Here is a 13,796-nt window from a genome sequence, read left to right as displayed (position 1 = left end):
TCGCAGTGATGTAACTTCTGGATAACTCCGTTGACCTACAAATGGGCCACGCCCTTCCTGATACTTTGCGCCCTGTTTCTCAGTGGATGCGCACACTCCCCTATAGCCGAGCGGCCCAGCCAGGCGCTTCCCGCGATGGATTCCTCGTTCGGACGCTCGATCATGGCGCAGGCTGCACCGCATGAAGGGCGGTCCGGGTTTCGCTTGCTGCCCAACAGCACCGAAGCATTCATGGCCCGCGCCGAGCTGATTCGCAACGCTAAAACCAGTCTGGATCTGCAGTACTACATCGTCCATGACGGCCTTAGCACCCGCGCGCTGGTCGATGAGCTGTTGAGAGCGGCAGACCGTGGCGTGCGCGTGCGGATTCTGCTTGATGACACCACCAGCGACGGGCTGGATCAGGTCATCGCCACGTTGGCCGCGCATCCCAACATACAGATTCGCCTGTTCAACCCGCTCAATCTTGGCCGCAGCACAGGCGCCACACGCAGCCTGGGGCGGCTGTTCGATCTTTCACTGCAACACCGACGAATGCACAACAAACTCTGGCTGGCCGACAGCGCCGTGGCCATCGTGGGCGGCCGCAATCTGGGCGATGAGTATTTTGACGCCGAGCCCAATCTGAATTTCACCGACATCGACATGCTCAGCGTTGGCCCGGTAGCCGAACAACTCGGGCACAGTTTCGATCAGTACTGGAACAGCACGCTAAGCAAACCCATTGATGATTTCGTCTTCTGGCCACCTGACGCCAAAGACCTCGCCAAGGCCCGCAAGCGGCTCGCCGAATCGCTGGAGTTGTCCCATGAGCACAACAAGGCGCTGTATGAGCGGCTCATGGGCTACAAGACCGAACCGCGCCTGAAAACCTGGCTCAACGAGCTGATCTGGGCACACAACCAGGCGCTGTGGGACGCACCTACCAAAGTGCTGTCGCACGGCGAACCTGATCCGCATCTGCTGCTGACCACGCAACTGGCGCCTGATCTGGTGGGCGTCAATCAGGAACTGATGCTGATCTCGGCCTATTTCGTCCCCGGACAACAAGGTCTGGTGTACCTCACCGGGCTGTCGGACAAAGGTGTGTCGGTCAGCTTGTTGACCAACTCGCTGGAGGCCACCGACGTGCCCGCCGTGCATGGCGGGTATGCGCCGTACCGCAAGGCATTGCTGGCGCATGGCGTGAAGTTGTTCGAACTGCGTCGCCAGCCAGGCGACGTCGGGAACGCTGGCGCAAGCGGTCCGCGCTTCTTCAAGAAGGGCTCGTTCACCGGGGGTTCGGATTCAAGCCTGCACAGCAAAGCGATGATTTTTGATCGCCAGAAAGTGTTCGTTGGCTCGTTCAATTTTGACCCGCGCTCAGTGCTGTGGAACACCGAAGTCGGCGTGCTGGTAGACAGCCCGGAGCTGACTGAATACCTACGGGAATTGGCGCTGCAGGGTATGTCCCCAGCCACCAGCTATCAGGCAAAACTGGAGAACGGGCACGTGGTCTGGGTCACTGAGGACAACGGCCAGATCCACACGCTGCACAAAGAGCCCGGTGACTGGTGGCGCCGCTTCAACGCCTGGTTCGCCAGCGCAGTGGGGCTTGAGCGCATGCTTTAAGCCGTGGCCGGCTCGATACCGAACGCCCGACGACGTCGCGCCAGGATCACCAGACCAAAGGCGCCTGCTGCCATCAACAACGGCAGCGACTGCCCGCTGATCCACTGACTGCCAGCACCGGCCAGCAACGGTCCAAGCAGACAACCAATACCCCACAGTTGAGCCACATGGGCGTTCGCGCGCACCAACGCATCATCACGATAACGCTCGCCAATCAGAATCAGCGACAACGTGAAAAGCCCGCCCGCGCTGGCACCAAACAACACCCAGATCGGCCAGATCAGTTGCGTGTCCACTAGCAACGGAATCAGCAGGCTGGCAATCATCAGCGCCAGCGCACAACCGGAAAACAACCGACGCCGGGAAACCCGATCCGCCAGGGCCCCGATGGGCAACTGCAGCAAGGCATCGCCAACCACCACCGTACTGACCATCGCCAAGGCGATTTCCGGGGTAAAACCCTGCTGCAGGCAATAGACCGGCAGCAGGGTCAGGATCATCGCCTCGAAACCTGCAAACAGCGCGATGGCCCACGCAATGGCCGGCAGCCGGTTACAAAACGCCCACAGACCGCTCAGCGTCACGTTAGCCGAGTGAGCGCTGGGCGCACCTGTCCGGCCCATCAGCAAAAATGGTGAGACCGCCAGCAACAGCGTTCCCACCCAGAAACCATAATCGGCATCGGTGCCGACAAACCCGAGCAGGACAGGGCCCGCCAGTTGGCTCAGGGCATAGCTGCTACCGTACAGCGCAACCAGCTTGCCGCGCAGGCGCTCGATCACCAGTTGGTTGATCCAGCTTTCACCGAGGATAAACACAATGGTCAGAATGACGCCGAGCATCAACCTCAGCGCCAGCCAGATCCAATAATTGGGAAGGATTGCGAGCAGCCCGACGGAAATCGAGCCACCCCACAGACAGAAGCGCATCAGCGCCGGGGTGCCGAGCCATGCAGCAAGACGACTGGCGAGGCTTGCACCCATCAACACGCCAATCGCTGGCATTGCTGCCACTACACCGATGGCAAACGCGCCGTAACCCCATGCTTCCAGTCGCAGCGACACCAGCGGCATGCTGACGCCCAGCGCCAGCCCCACACTCAGGACTGACGCCAGCACAGCAAAGTACGTACCCCAACGCATTACCGCGCTCCTGTGGTTTTAAAAGACAGAGACAAAACAGCCGGGCTTTCGTGGGAAAACCCGGCTGCTAAATCTCTGTGATCGTCATGCTGCAGGAGTGCGCTTGCCCGCGATTGCGGTGAGCCCAGCGCCTACGATGCTGAATGTGCCAAGCCCATCGAGGGCAAGCGCGCTCCTACAAACTCAACAGTTGGACACCCTGTCTTTTACAACTTAATCCAGGTTGCTTTCAGCTCGGTGTATTTATCGAACGCGTGCAGCGATTTGTCGCGACCGTTACCCGACTGCTTGAAGCCACCAAACGGCGCAGTCATGTCGCCACCATCGTATTGATTCACCCACACACTGCCCGCACGCAACGCTTTGGCAGTCAGGTGCGCCTTGGACAGGTCCGCCGTCCAAACCGCAGCAGCGAGGCCGTACGGCGTGTCGTTGGCAATCTGGATGGCCTCTTCAGCCGAATCAAATGTCAGCACCGACAGCACCGGGCCGAATATTTCTTCCTGCGCGATCTTCATGGCATTGGTCACGCCATCGAAGATGGTTGGCTCAACGTACGTGCCGCCGGTCTCCTGCATGATGCGCTTGCCGCCTGCGACCAGTTTGGCGCCATCGGCATGACCAGATTCGATGTACGACAGCACGGTGTTCATCTGTTGCGTATCCACCAGCGCACCAACGTTGGTGGCCGGATCCAGCGGATTGCCAGGCTTCCAGGCCTTCAGCGCCTCGATCACCATCGGCAGGAATGTGTCTTTGATCGAACGCTCCACCAGCAACCGCGAGCCGGCAGTGCAGACTTCGCCCTGGTTGAACGCAATGGCACTGGCGGCGGAATCAGCTGCTGCCTGCAGGTCCGGCGCGTCGGCAAACACGATGTTGGGGCTCTTGCCACCCGCTTCGAGCCAGACGCGCTTCATGTTCGACTCGCCCGAGTAAATCAGCAGCTGTTTGGCAATTTTCGTCGAACCGGTAAATACCACGGTGTCGACATCCATGTGCAGCGCCAGCGCTTTGCCAACGGTGTGGCCGTAACCTGGCAGCACATTGAGCACGCCCGCCGGAATGCCTGCCTCGACGGCTAGCTGCGCGACACGAATGGCAGTGAGCGGGGATTTTTCGGAGGGTTTCAGGATGACCGAGTTGCCACTGGACAAGGCAGGGCCCAGTTTCCAGGAGGCCATCAGCAGCGGGAAATTCCACGGCACGATGGCCGCCACGACGCCGATCGGCTCGCGGGTGACAAGGCCTAACTGATCATGCGGAGTAGCGGCGACTTCGTCGTAAATCTTGTCGATGGCCTCGCCGTTCCAGCTCAACGCCTGTGCGGAGCCTGGAATGTCGATGCCATAGGAGTCGCCGATTGGCTTGCCCATGTCGAGGGTTTCAAGCAGCGCGAGTTCTTCCATGTTTTCTCTGATCAGCGCAGCGAACCGGATCATGACGGCTTTGCGCTTGACCGGCGCCAGACGCGACCACACGCCAGAGTTGAATGTAGCGCGCGCGCTGTCTACTGCGCGTTGAGCATCAGCGGCGTCGCAACTGGCGACGTGGGCAAGCAAGCGACCATCGACCGGGCTGATGCAGTCGAACGTGGCGCTGGAGGATGCGTGGGTATATTCACCGTTGATGAAGGCGCGGCCTTCGATCTTCAAATCCTGGGCACGTTTTTCCCAGTCAGCATGAGTCAGGGTAGTCATGAAACATTCCTCCTCTTATGAATATGGCGCGTCCCGGCGCTGAAAAAATAGCGCTGCCGGACTCGCTCAGACGTTGTGCCGAAACGGGCAAAGGCGTTTGCCACCCTAAACCAGCGTCAGGGGAATTTCCAATATATTGGACACAAACCCGCAAAAACTGGCCGTGGCGTGCATTTTATTCAACAGGCCAATGCGGCACTATCACGGGGCTTGCCCTCTCCAACGCTTGACGCAAAAAGCACTTCAGGAGCCAGAGACATCATGAGTATCGAAAGCATCGTCGACTTCAGCGCCGTCAGCACCGAACCGGAACGCTATCGGCCCGCCGCAGAAAAAGTGCTCAAGGGCGACCCGGAGCAGACGCTGTACAACCATTACAACAGTCCGTGCGGGCAGATGAGCGCAGGCGTCTGGGAAGGTGCAGCAGGCCAGTGGAAAGTGAGCTACACCGAGCATGAGTATTGCGAAATCGTGCAAGGGGTCTCGGTTTTACGGGACGAAGACGGAAACGCGAAAACCCTGCGCTCAGGAGACCGCTTCGTGATCCCGGCAGGCTTTACGGGCACATGGGAGGTGCTGGAGCCGTGCAGGAAGATTTATGTGGTGTTTGAACAGAAGGCTTGATTGCCAAAAGTTGCCCACAAAAAAGCCCGCATCACTGCGGGCTTTTTCGTAAGAGGCAAAAATCAATTACTTGATTTTGGCTTCTTTGTAGATCACGTGCTTACGAACAACCGGATCGAATTTTTTAATTTCGATTTTATCCGGAGTAGTGCGCTTGTTCTTGTCGGTGGTGTAGAAGTGGCCGGTGTTAGCGGTCGACACCAAACGGATCAATTCACGCATGATTCTCTCCCTTAGACCTTAGCGCCAGCACGGCGAATTTCGGCCAGAACGACCGTAATGCCACGCTTGTCGATGATGCGCATGCCTTTGGCAGATACGCGCAGACGTACAAAACGTTTCTCTTCTTCAACCCAGAAGCGGTGATGCTGCAGGTTTGGCAGGAAACGACGACGGGTTTTGTTGTTTGCGTGGGAAATGTTATTCCCAGTCACCGGACCCTTACCGGTAACTTGACAGACTCTCGACATGCCTCAGCCCTCTAAAACCACATGCCCAACCCGGCATGGGTTGGCCGCTTAATCTCTCAGTCATTTGGCGCCAGGCGCCGCGTTTCTTCAGGGGTCTTACCGGCCACACCTACGATGAAGGAAGCGGGCCCCTAGAAAAGAGCGCTGCTTTATACCAGAAACACTCAACAGCAACAACAGCGATGACGCTTTACCCGCGCAAAGAACAAGCATTGCTGGCCGACAGAGCCAGCGGCAAGGGGCGGCGAGCAATTACACCGCTCGTCGCGCCAGACTGATTGTCCTGCGCTGACGCATGGTCTAGGGTAACTCACTCACCAGACTGCGCCAGCAGATGGCCCCTACTGATCAGCAGGAACATCGCCATGCGTCTCGCTTTATTACCTTTTTTGCTCGCGCCCCTGATCGCTCCGTTGACGGCCCAGGCCGCGACGACACTGAGCGTTTGCACCGAAGCCAGCCCCGAAGGTTTCGACGTAGTGCAGTACAACTCCCTGACCACCACCAATGCTTCGGCCGATGTGCTGATGAACAGACTGGTGGATTATGACGCCCACACGCGCAAGCTGGTGCCGAGCCTCGCTGAAAGCTGGACGGTCCGGCCTGACGGGCTGACTTACGACTTCAAGCTGCGCAGCGGTGTGAAGTTTCACACAACCGACTATTTCAAGCCCACTCGCGAGCTGAATGCAGACGACGTAGTGTTCAGTTTCCAGCGCATGCTTGACCCGGCAAATCCTTGGCACAAGGTGGCCGTGCAAGGCTTTCCTCACGCGCAATCGATGCAGTTGCCTGCGTTGATCAAGAAGATAGAAGCGCCCGACGCCAACACCGTGCGATTCACCCTTGACCACCCGGACGCCACATTCCTTGCCACGCTGAGCATGGGCTTTGCTTCCGTTTACTCATCGGAGTACATGGCTCAACTGATGAAGGCCGGCACGCCGGAGAAGCTCAACAGCCAGCCGATCGGCACCGGGCCTTTCATTTTCAAACGCTTCCAGAAAGACGCAGTCGTGCGTTACGAGGCAAACCCTCACTACTTCGCGGGTAAGCCGGGCGTCGACGCGCTGGTGTATGCGATCACCCCGGACGCCAACGTTCGCCTGCAACGTATCAAGCAGAACGAATGCCAGATAGCGCTTTCACCCAAGCCGCTGGATGTCGCCGAAGCAAGCAAGGATCCTGCGCTGAAAGTCGAGAAAACCGACGCGTTCATGACCGCATTCCTGGCAATCAACAGCCAACATCCCCCATTGGACAAGCCTGAAGTGCGGCAGGCGATCAACTTGGCGTTTGATAAACCGACGTACCTGAAAGCCGTTTTCGAGGGCTCAGCCAAAGCCGCCAATGGCCCCTTCCCGCCCAATACCTGGGGGTATGCCAGCGAGCTTCCGGGATACAAGCTCGACATTGCGAAAGCCAAGGATCTGCTGGCGAAGGCCGGTCTGAAAGACGGATTCAGCACCACCGTCTGGACCCGTCCGACGGGCAGCACACTGAACCCCAACCCCAACCTCGGCGCGCAGTTGCTGCAAGCGGATCTGGCGAAGATAGGCATCAAGGCCGAGATCAAAGTTATTGAATGGGGCGAGCTGATTCGCCGCGCCAAAGCAGGCGAGCATGACCTTCTTTTCATGGGCTGGGCGGGCGACAACGGCGATCCTGATAACTTCCTGACGCCTCAGTTTTCATGCGCCGCCGTGCAATCAGGTACTAACTTTGCGCGTTACTGCGATAAAGAACTGGATACGCTGATTCGTGAGGGCAAAACCACCAGCGACCAAGACAAGCGCAGCAAGATTTATCAAAAGGCCCAAGCGTTGATCCAGCAGCAGGCGCTCTGGCTGCCGCTGGCGCACCCGACCGCTGCAACGCTGACGCGCAAAGGCGTGGCGGGTTATTCAGTCAGCCCGTTTGGCCGACAGGACTTTTCCAAAGTGACGGTGAAGTAACGTCACGCCAGCTATTACGAGACTTGCCCGAAGCGGTGGCTGGGTTCACATCTGCGAACCCAGCCATCGTTGTTCAAGCAAAAGGCTCACTACCCGCGCTCACATCATTCCGCATTCCGCCATGGACAGCGGATCACCGTCACCAATGATCAGGTGATCCAGTACCGCCACGTCCACCAGCGCAAGCGCCTCTTTCAACCGATGGGTCAGCTCGCGGTCCGACTGACTGGCGTCCGTGACGCCCGAGGGATGGTTGTGGCAGAGAATCAGGCTTGCCGCGTTGTTGGCCAGTGCGCGCTTAACCACCTGCCTGGGATAGACCTGCGCGGTATTGATCGAGCCGTAGAACAGTATTTCGAACGTCAGCACGCGGTGCTTGTTGTCCAGAAAAAGACAGCCAAATACCTCGTGCGGCTCGTGCCTTAGCAATGCCTTGAGGTAATTGCGCACCTGGAGCGGGCTTTCCAGCGCAGAATCACGCTTGATGGACTCAGCCATGTGCCGACGCGCCATCTCCATCACGGCCTGCAATTGAGCGTACTTCGCTGGCCCCAGCCCAAGCTCGCCGCTGAAAGTGACCAGACTGGCATCAAGCAGCGCGCGCAAGCTGCCGAACTGGTTGAGCAGGTGCCGCGACAGATCGACTGCGCTGCGCCCCGCCACCCCCGTACGCAGGAAAATCGCCAGTAATTCGGCGTCGGAAAGGCTCGCCGCGCCACGCTCAAGAAGCTTTTCACGCGGACGTTCGGCCACCGGCCAATCACGAATACTCATAGCACCTCCATGTGTGTGGGCGCCGCTGTTCCCGTGCGGTCGCTGTGCTATCTTAGCCCATCTTTTTTACGCGACGATCGGCCTGGGGAGGCGTCTTGATTGCCGCGTGTTAACCGACCAAAAGGCAGGCCTATGCAGCGGCTGTATCGGAAACGCATTGTTCTCGGCGTGGGCGGCGGCATTGCGGCCTATAAAAGTGCCGAGCTGGTGCGACGCCTGCGCGACCAAGGCGCAGAAGTGCGCGTGGTCATGACCAGGGGCGGCGCCGAATTCATCACCCCTTTGACCATGCAGGCATTGTCCGGGCACCCCGTTCATATGGATTTGCTCGACCCGGCTGCAGAAGCCGCCATGGGCCACATCGAACTCGCCAAGTGGGCCGACATGGTGCTGATCGCACCAGGTACGGCGGACTTGATGGCCCGTCTGGCACAGGGCATCGCCAATGACCTGTTGACCACCGTGGTTTTGGCGACCGACGCCATTGTCGCGGTCGCCCCCGCCATGAATCAGGCCATGTGGCGCGACCCTTCCGTCCAGGCCAACGTCAATCTGCTGGAAACACGCGGTCTGCGTATGTTTGGGCCAGCCAGCGGCAGCCAGGCCTGCGGCGACGTTGGTTATGGACGGATGCTTGAACCCAACGATCTGGCGCAATCGGCTGCCGACTGCTTTCAGCGTCTGTCGCTGACGGGCAAGCATGTGATCATCACCGCAGGTCCGACCCAGGAAAACATCGATCCGGTGCGCTACATCACCAACCACAGCTCCGGAAAGATGGGCTTTGCGCTGGCTGAAGCAGCTGCAGAAGCCGGCGCACGCGTCACGTTGATCACCGGCCCGGTCCATCTACAGACCCCTGACCGCGTATCGCGAATCGACGTCGTCAGTGCCCGCGACATGCTCGGTGCCTGTGAGGCTGCGATGCCATGCGAGCTTTTCATCTCTTCGGCAGCGGTTGCCGACTACCGCCCGGAAGTCGTCGCGCCGCAGAAATTAAAGAAAGATCCCACCAGCGGTGACGGTCTTTTGCTGCAGATGGTCCGCAACCCGGACATCCTCGCGACCATCGCCCAGCGCGAAGATCGCCCATTCAGCGTCGGATTCGCCGCTGAAACCGAACACCTGCTCGACTACGCTGCCCGCAAGCTCAAGGACAAGAATCTTGATCTGATCGTCGCCAACGATGTCGCCAACCCCAGCATTGGCTTCAATAGCGAAGAAAACGCCTGCAGCGTGATCGACCGAGCGCTGCACGCCACGCTCTTCTCCCAAACCAGCAAGGCCAAGATCGCCCGCCAGCTGGTGACCTTTATCGCCGACCGAATGAACCAGGTTTAATCACGTATGCATGCTCTACAAGCCAAGATCCTCGATCCGCGCATCGGTACACAATTCCCACTCCCTGCGTACGCCACGACAGGTTCCGCCGGCCTCGACCTGCGCGCGATGCTCAAGGAAGACACGGTACTTGAGCCCGGCCAGACACTGCTTATTCCGACCGGATTGTCGATCTACATTGGTGATCCGGGGCTGGCCGCGCTGATTCTTCCGCGCTCTGGCCTGGGCCACAAGCACGGCATCGTGCTGGGCAATCTGGTGGGACTGATCGACTCTGACTACCAGGGCGAGCTTATGGTGTCGTGCTGGAACCGCGGAGATACCGCGTTCAACATCGCCATCGGCGAACGCATGGCTCAGCTGGTTCTGGTGCCCGTTGTGCAGGCTCATTTCGAACTGGTTGAAACGTTCGATGAAAGCCAGCGCGGCACCGGGGGGTTTGGTCACTCGGGCAGCCACTGAGACCCGGGCAACCAAGCGGTTCATAGCGACCGGGGCGCGCCGCCAATCTCCCCGATTGGCTGGGCAACACTCAAATCGATCCAGGACCAGTGAGCAGGGAGAGTCACGTGAAAGGCATCAAGCGCAACGCCAAGGTGTCGGGACGAACAGACAGCGCTGACGTTCCGGTCGAGGATTCCAACCTGAGTCTGTCCACACCGGGTTTGCTGCCTTCGGTGATCGGCCTGATCGCCGCCGCGATTCTCTTGTGGTTGGGACTGCTGAGCCAGCCGCAACAGCAGGATCAACTGGCACAGGCGTGGGGCAGCGCGCAGGCCGGAGCAGTCAACAAGGCCTTGCATCAAATCCACGCCGACACCCAGGCAGCCGCCCGGGACGGTGCGCTGGCCCAAGCCCTGCAAGCCAACGATTCCTCGCAGATCGCTGAGCTCCAAAACCACCTTCGCTTTCGTGATGGTGTTGTCGGTGCGCGCCTGAGTCCTGCGGGCTATAACGACATCGACAATCAAGGCGCACTGCCCGTCAGCTTCGCCACGCTGGATATGCTCAACAAGGCGGCGAAGGGCGGTGCCCCCGCGCCCGAGGCACGGAAAGTAGGGGACGCCTGGCTGATATACAGTGCCGCGCCACTCAGATCAGGCCCCGACGCACCCGTCATGGGCACGCTCTTGCTGGCGTTCTCTCCACAGCGCCTTCTGGATGCTCTGCCGCAAATCCCGGACGACATTGGACAGATCGAACTGACCCAACAATTTGGCAACGCGGCCGCTCAGCCATTCCTGACACGCGGACAAGGAGATGGCAGTCAGCCGCTGGATTTCGACACCGGCTATGCCAACTGGAAACTGCAATTCACACCGGGTTCCGCACTGCAATCTTCGCCGCCATACTGGATGCTGATCGCTGCTGCGATTGTGGCTCTTGGCGGCGTTTTGCTCGGGCTTTATCTGAACGAAAGCGCTCTGAAACGCCGCGTCAGCGCCGACGCCCGTCAACTGGATCAGCTCATCCAAGAACTCTCCGGAGGAAAAGCCGTCAAATCCTTCGGTTTGAGCTTGCCCGCCCTTCACGGACTCGCCCAGACCCTCGCCAGATTCTCGTTGCGCAATCAGCAAGTGGCCTCAAACGCCGCGGGAAACGCCAGCGCATCGGCGGCACCCAACGGTTTTTCGACAAGCAGCGATAGGCCATCCTCACTCGACGTCATGTACGCCGAACCGACCGATCCGCTGTTCCAAAACACCGACATTCTCGATATCGACATTCTCGACGAAAACCTGGACTTCCTGAGATCGGAGCACTTCCAAGCCATGAACAGCACAGCATCGATAGCCCCGCAATTTCCTGACAGCATCTTCCGCGCTTACGACATTCGCGGTGTGGTCGGCGATACATTGAGCGCTGAAACCGCCTACTGGATCGGTCGCGCCATTGGCTCCCAAAGTATCGAACAGGGCGAACCGAACGTTTCTGTAGGTCGCGACGGTCGTTTGTCAGGACCAGAGCTGGTTCAGCAGTTGATTCAAGGCCTGCATGACGCCGGCTGCCACGTCAGTGATGTCGGCCTGGTGCCAACGCCCGCTCTTTACTACGCAGCCAATGTGCTGGCTGGCAAGACCGGCGTCATGCTGACCGGCAGCCACAACCCGAAAGACTACAACGGCTTCAAGATCGTCATCGCTGGCGATACGCTTGCCAATGAGCAGATCCAGGCGCTGCACGACCGCATCAAGCACAACAACCTGCCAGCCGCGAAAGGCAGCATCACGCAGGTCAACATCCTTGATCGCTACTTCACCCAGATCAAAGACGACATCGTCCTGGCGCGCAAACTCAAGGTTGTCGTGGATTGCGGCAACGGCGCAGCGGGCGTCATCGCGCCTCAGCTGATCGAAGCACTGGGTTGCGAAGTGATCTCCCTCTTTGCCGAGGTGGACGGCAACTTCCCTAACCATCACCCGGATCCCGGCAAGCTGGAAAACCTTCAGGACCTGATCGCCAAAGTGAACGAAACCGGTGCCGATCTGGGTCTGGCGTTCGACGGCGACGGTGACCGTGTTGGCGTCGTGACCAACAAGGGCAACGTGGTTTATCCGGACCGCCTGCTGATGCTGTTCGCCCTGGACGTCCTGAAACGCAACCCCGGTGCCGACATCATTTTCGACGTCAAATGCACCCGTCGCCTGACACCCTTGATCAGTCAACATGGCGGCCGTCCTGTCATGTGGAAGACCGGCCACTCGCTGATCAAAAAAGAGATGAAAAAAAGCGGCGCACTGCTGGCTGGCGAAATGAGCGGCCACATCTTCTTCAAGGAGCGCTGGTTCGGTTTCGACGACGGCATCTACAGCGCAGCGCGCCTGCTGGAAATCCTCAGCCAGGAATCCCAGAGCGCCGAAGACCTGTTCGAAACGTTCCCGAACGACATCTCGACGCCTGAAATCAACATCAAGGTGACCGACGTCACCAAATTCACCATTATTGAGGCGCTCGAGAAAGACGCTCAGTGGGGCGATGCCAAACTGACCACCATCGACGGCGTGCGTGTGGACTACCAGAAAGGCTGGGGCCTGGTTCGCGCTTCCAATACCACGCCGGTGCTGGTATTACGCTTCGAAGCCGAAACCGAAGAAGAGCTGCAGCGCATCAAGGACGTGTTCCACGCTGAGCTGAAAAAAGTAGCACCGGACCTCGAACTTCCTTTTTGATCAACCTTTTTGAGTGGAGCCCAAATGACCCTCGAACGTGATGCCGCCACCAATGCCGCCAAGGTCCTTTCCGAAGCCTTGCCTTATATCCGACGCTTTGTCGGCAAGACATTGGTCATCAAGTACGGCGGCAACGCCATGGAGAGCGAAGAGCTGAAGACCGGCTTTGCGCGCGACATCGTGTTGATGAAAGCTGTCGGCATCAACCCGGTGGTGGTACATGGCGGGGGGCCGCAAATTGGTGACCTGCTTAAACGCTTGTCGATCGAGAGCCACTTCATTGACGGGATGCGTGTCACCGACGCGCAGACCATGGACGTTGTGGAAATGGTCTTGGGCGGTCAGGTCAACAAAGAGATCGTCAACCTGATCAACCGTCACGGCGGCAGCGCCATTGGCCTGACCGGTAAAGACGCCAATCTGATCCGCGCCAAACGCCTGACTGTTACCCGTCAGACCCCCGAGATGACCAAGCCTGAAATCATCGACATCGGCCAGGTCGGCGAGGTGGTGGGTATCAATACCGACCTGCTGAACATGCTGGTGAAGGGTGATTTCATTCCGGTCATCGCGCCGATAGGCGTAGGTGCGGACGGCGAGTCCTACAACATCAACGCGGATCTGGTTGCAGGCAAAGTCGCTGAGGCCCTGAAAGCCGAGAAGCTGATGCTGCTCACCAACATTGCCGGACTGATGGACAAGGAAGGCGAGGTGCTGACCGGGCTGACCACTGAACAGGTCAATGCCCTGATTGCCGACGGCACGATCTACGGCGGCATGCTGCCCAAGATCAAATGTGCGCTGGAAGCTGTGCAGGGTGGTGTGACCACTTCTCACATCATCGACGGTCGCGTGCCCAACGCGGTGCTGCTCGAAATCTTCACCGACACCGGTGTAGGTACGCTGATCAGCAACCGCAAGCGTCACTGATTGCTCAACGCTGAAACGACCCCGGCCGGTGTTGCACCGCTCGGGGTTTTTTATTGCCTGTCTCATCAGACTTTATGCC

At 58.9% G+C, this 13,796-nt stretch carries 12 protein-coding genes; 7 read left to right on the top strand and 5 right to left on the bottom strand.

The genetic code is table 11. The features are described from left to right. Positions 1 to 30 precede the first annotated feature (30 nt). Entirely contained in the window at positions 31 to 1,611 is a 1,581-nt protein-coding gene (locus tag OYW20_RS00830) for a phospholipase D family protein (RefSeq protein WP_268798857.1), read from the top strand. Here the strand turns inward: OYW20_RS00830 and OYW20_RS00825 are convergent. Both OYW20_RS00825 and OYW20_RS00820 read right to left on the bottom strand, forming a co-directional pair. Further along, entirely contained in the window at positions 1,608 to 2,753 is a 1,146-nt protein-coding gene (locus OYW20_RS00825) for an MFS transporter (RefSeq protein WP_268798856.1), read from the bottom strand. The two genes, OYW20_RS00830 and OYW20_RS00825, sit on opposite strands and share 4 nt — an antisense overlap. 206 nt (positions 2,754 to 2,959) lie before the next feature. Continuing rightward, positions 2,960 to 4,453: an aldehyde dehydrogenase gene (locus OYW20_RS00820; protein WP_268798855.1), complete on the bottom strand. Its 1,494-nt coding sequence runs from the start codon at positions 4,451 to 4,453 to the stop codon at positions 2,960 to 2,962. A gap of 261 nt (positions 4,454 to 4,714) precedes the next feature. Here OYW20_RS00820 and OYW20_RS00815 point away from each other — a divergent pair, with 261 nt between their 5' ends. Then, the gene (locus tag OYW20_RS00815) at positions 4,715 to 5,077 is read left to right on the top strand and encodes a cupin domain-containing protein (protein WP_268798854.1); all 363 of its coding nucleotides are present in this window, start codon (positions 4,715 to 4,717) and stop codon (positions 5,075 to 5,077) included. Between the two features lie 66 nt (positions 5,078 to 5,143). Here OYW20_RS00815 and rpmG read toward each other — a convergent pair whose 3' ends face one another. After that, positions 5,144 to 5,299 carry a 50S ribosomal protein L33 gene (rpmG, locus tag OYW20_RS00810; RefSeq protein WP_010225867.1) on the bottom strand — a complete coding sequence of 52 codons (156 nt, stop codon included), beginning with the start codon at positions 5,297 to 5,299 and terminating at the stop codon, positions 5,144 to 5,146. Between the two features lie 11 nt (positions 5,300 to 5,310). After that, a complete protein-coding gene (gene rpmB, locus OYW20_RS00805) occupies positions 5,311 to 5,547 on the bottom strand; it encodes a 50S ribosomal protein L28 (protein ID WP_037016669.1) in 237 nt (78 codons plus the stop codon). 365 nt (positions 5,548 to 5,912) lie between these two features. Here rpmB and OYW20_RS00800 point away from each other — a divergent pair, with 365 nt between their 5' ends. Further along, entirely contained in the window at positions 5,913 to 7,502 is a 1,590-nt protein-coding gene (locus OYW20_RS00800; protein ID WP_268798853.1) for an ABC transporter substrate-binding protein, read from the top strand. Between the two features lie 99 nt (positions 7,503 to 7,601). Here the strand turns inward: OYW20_RS00800 and radC are convergent, their stop codons facing one another. Then, on the bottom strand, positions 7,602 to 8,276 hold the full coding sequence (gene radC, locus OYW20_RS00795) for a RadC family protein (protein WP_268798852.1): 675 nt from the start codon (positions 8,274 to 8,276) through the stop codon (positions 7,602 to 7,604). A 132-nt stretch (positions 8,277 to 8,408) separates the two neighbouring features. Between radC and coaBC the strand changes: the two genes are divergently transcribed. The 4 genes from coaBC (at position 8,409) to argB (ending at position 13,717) form a co-directional block, all read left to right on the top strand. Next, entirely contained in the window at positions 8,409 to 9,617 is a 1,209-nt protein-coding gene (gene coaBC / locus OYW20_RS00790) for a bifunctional phosphopantothenoylcysteine decarboxylase/phosphopantothenate--cysteine ligase CoaBC (protein WP_268798851.1), read from the top strand. Between the two features lie 6 nt (positions 9,618 to 9,623). Further along, entirely contained in the window at positions 9,624 to 10,079 is a 456-nt protein-coding gene (dut, locus tag OYW20_RS00785; RefSeq protein ID WP_268798850.1) for a dUTP diphosphatase, read from the top strand. Positions 10,080 to 10,186: 107 nt separating this feature from the next. After that, positions 10,187 to 12,787: a phosphomannomutase/phosphoglucomutase gene (locus tag OYW20_RS25980; RefSeq protein ID WP_408005446.1), complete on the top strand. Its 2,601-nt coding sequence runs from the start codon at positions 10,187 to 10,189 to the stop codon at positions 12,785 to 12,787. A 24-nt stretch (positions 12,788 to 12,811) separates the two neighbouring features. Continuing rightward, positions 12,812 to 13,717, top strand: coding sequence for an acetylglutamate kinase (gene argB / locus OYW20_RS00775; RefSeq protein WP_268798849.1), 906 nt, complete (start codon positions 12,812 to 12,814; stop codon positions 13,715 to 13,717). Positions 13,718 to 13,796: the final 79 nt, after the last annotated feature.

Source organism: Pseudomonas sp. BSw22131 (assembly GCF_026810445.1).
In the GTDB taxonomy this organism is placed as follows: Bacteria; Pseudomonadota; Gammaproteobacteria; order Pseudomonadales; family Pseudomonadaceae; genus Aquipseudomonas; species Aquipseudomonas huanghezhanensis.
Note: the sequence above shows the minus strand (reverse complement) of the source record. Positions and strands in the feature narration are given on the sequence as shown.

What these genes read in the sequence shown, in the direction of transcription:
- radC (WP_268798852.1), bottom strand. Translation starts at nt 8,276, where the DNA reads ATGAGTATTCGTGATTGGCCGGTGGCCGAACGTCCGCGTGAAAAGCTT.
- rpmB (WP_037016669.1), bottom strand. Translation starts at nt 5,547, where the DNA reads ATGTCGAGAGTCTGTCAAGTTACCGGTAAGGGTCCGGTGACTGGGAAT.
- coaBC (WP_268798851.1), top strand. Translation starts at nt 8,409, where the DNA reads ATGCAGCGGCTGTATCGGAAACGCATTGTTCTCGGCGTGGGCGGCGGC.
- dut (WP_268798850.1), top strand. Translation starts at nt 9,624, where the DNA reads ATGCATGCTCTACAAGCCAAGATCCTCGATCCGCGCATCGGTACACAA.
- rpmG (WP_010225867.1), bottom strand. Translation starts at nt 5,299, where the DNA reads ATGCGTGAATTGATCCGTTTGGTGTCGACCGCTAACACCGGCCACTTC.
- OYW20_RS00815 (WP_268798854.1), top strand. Translation starts at nt 4,715, where the DNA reads ATGAGTATCGAAAGCATCGTCGACTTCAGCGCCGTCAGCACCGAACCG.
- OYW20_RS00800 (WP_268798853.1), top strand. Translation starts at nt 5,913, where the DNA reads ATGCGTCTCGCTTTATTACCTTTTTTGCTCGCGCCCCTGATCGCTCCG.
- OYW20_RS00820 (WP_268798855.1), bottom strand. Translation starts at nt 4,453, where the DNA reads ATGACTACCCTGACTCATGCTGACTGGGAAAAACGTGCCCAGGATTTG.
- argB (WP_268798849.1), top strand. Translation starts at nt 12,812, where the DNA reads ATGACCCTCGAACGTGATGCCGCCACCAATGCCGCCAAGGTCCTTTCC.
- OYW20_RS00825 (WP_268798856.1), bottom strand. Translation starts at nt 2,753, where the DNA reads ATGCGTTGGGGTACGTACTTTGCTGTGCTGGCGTCAGTCCTGAGTGTG.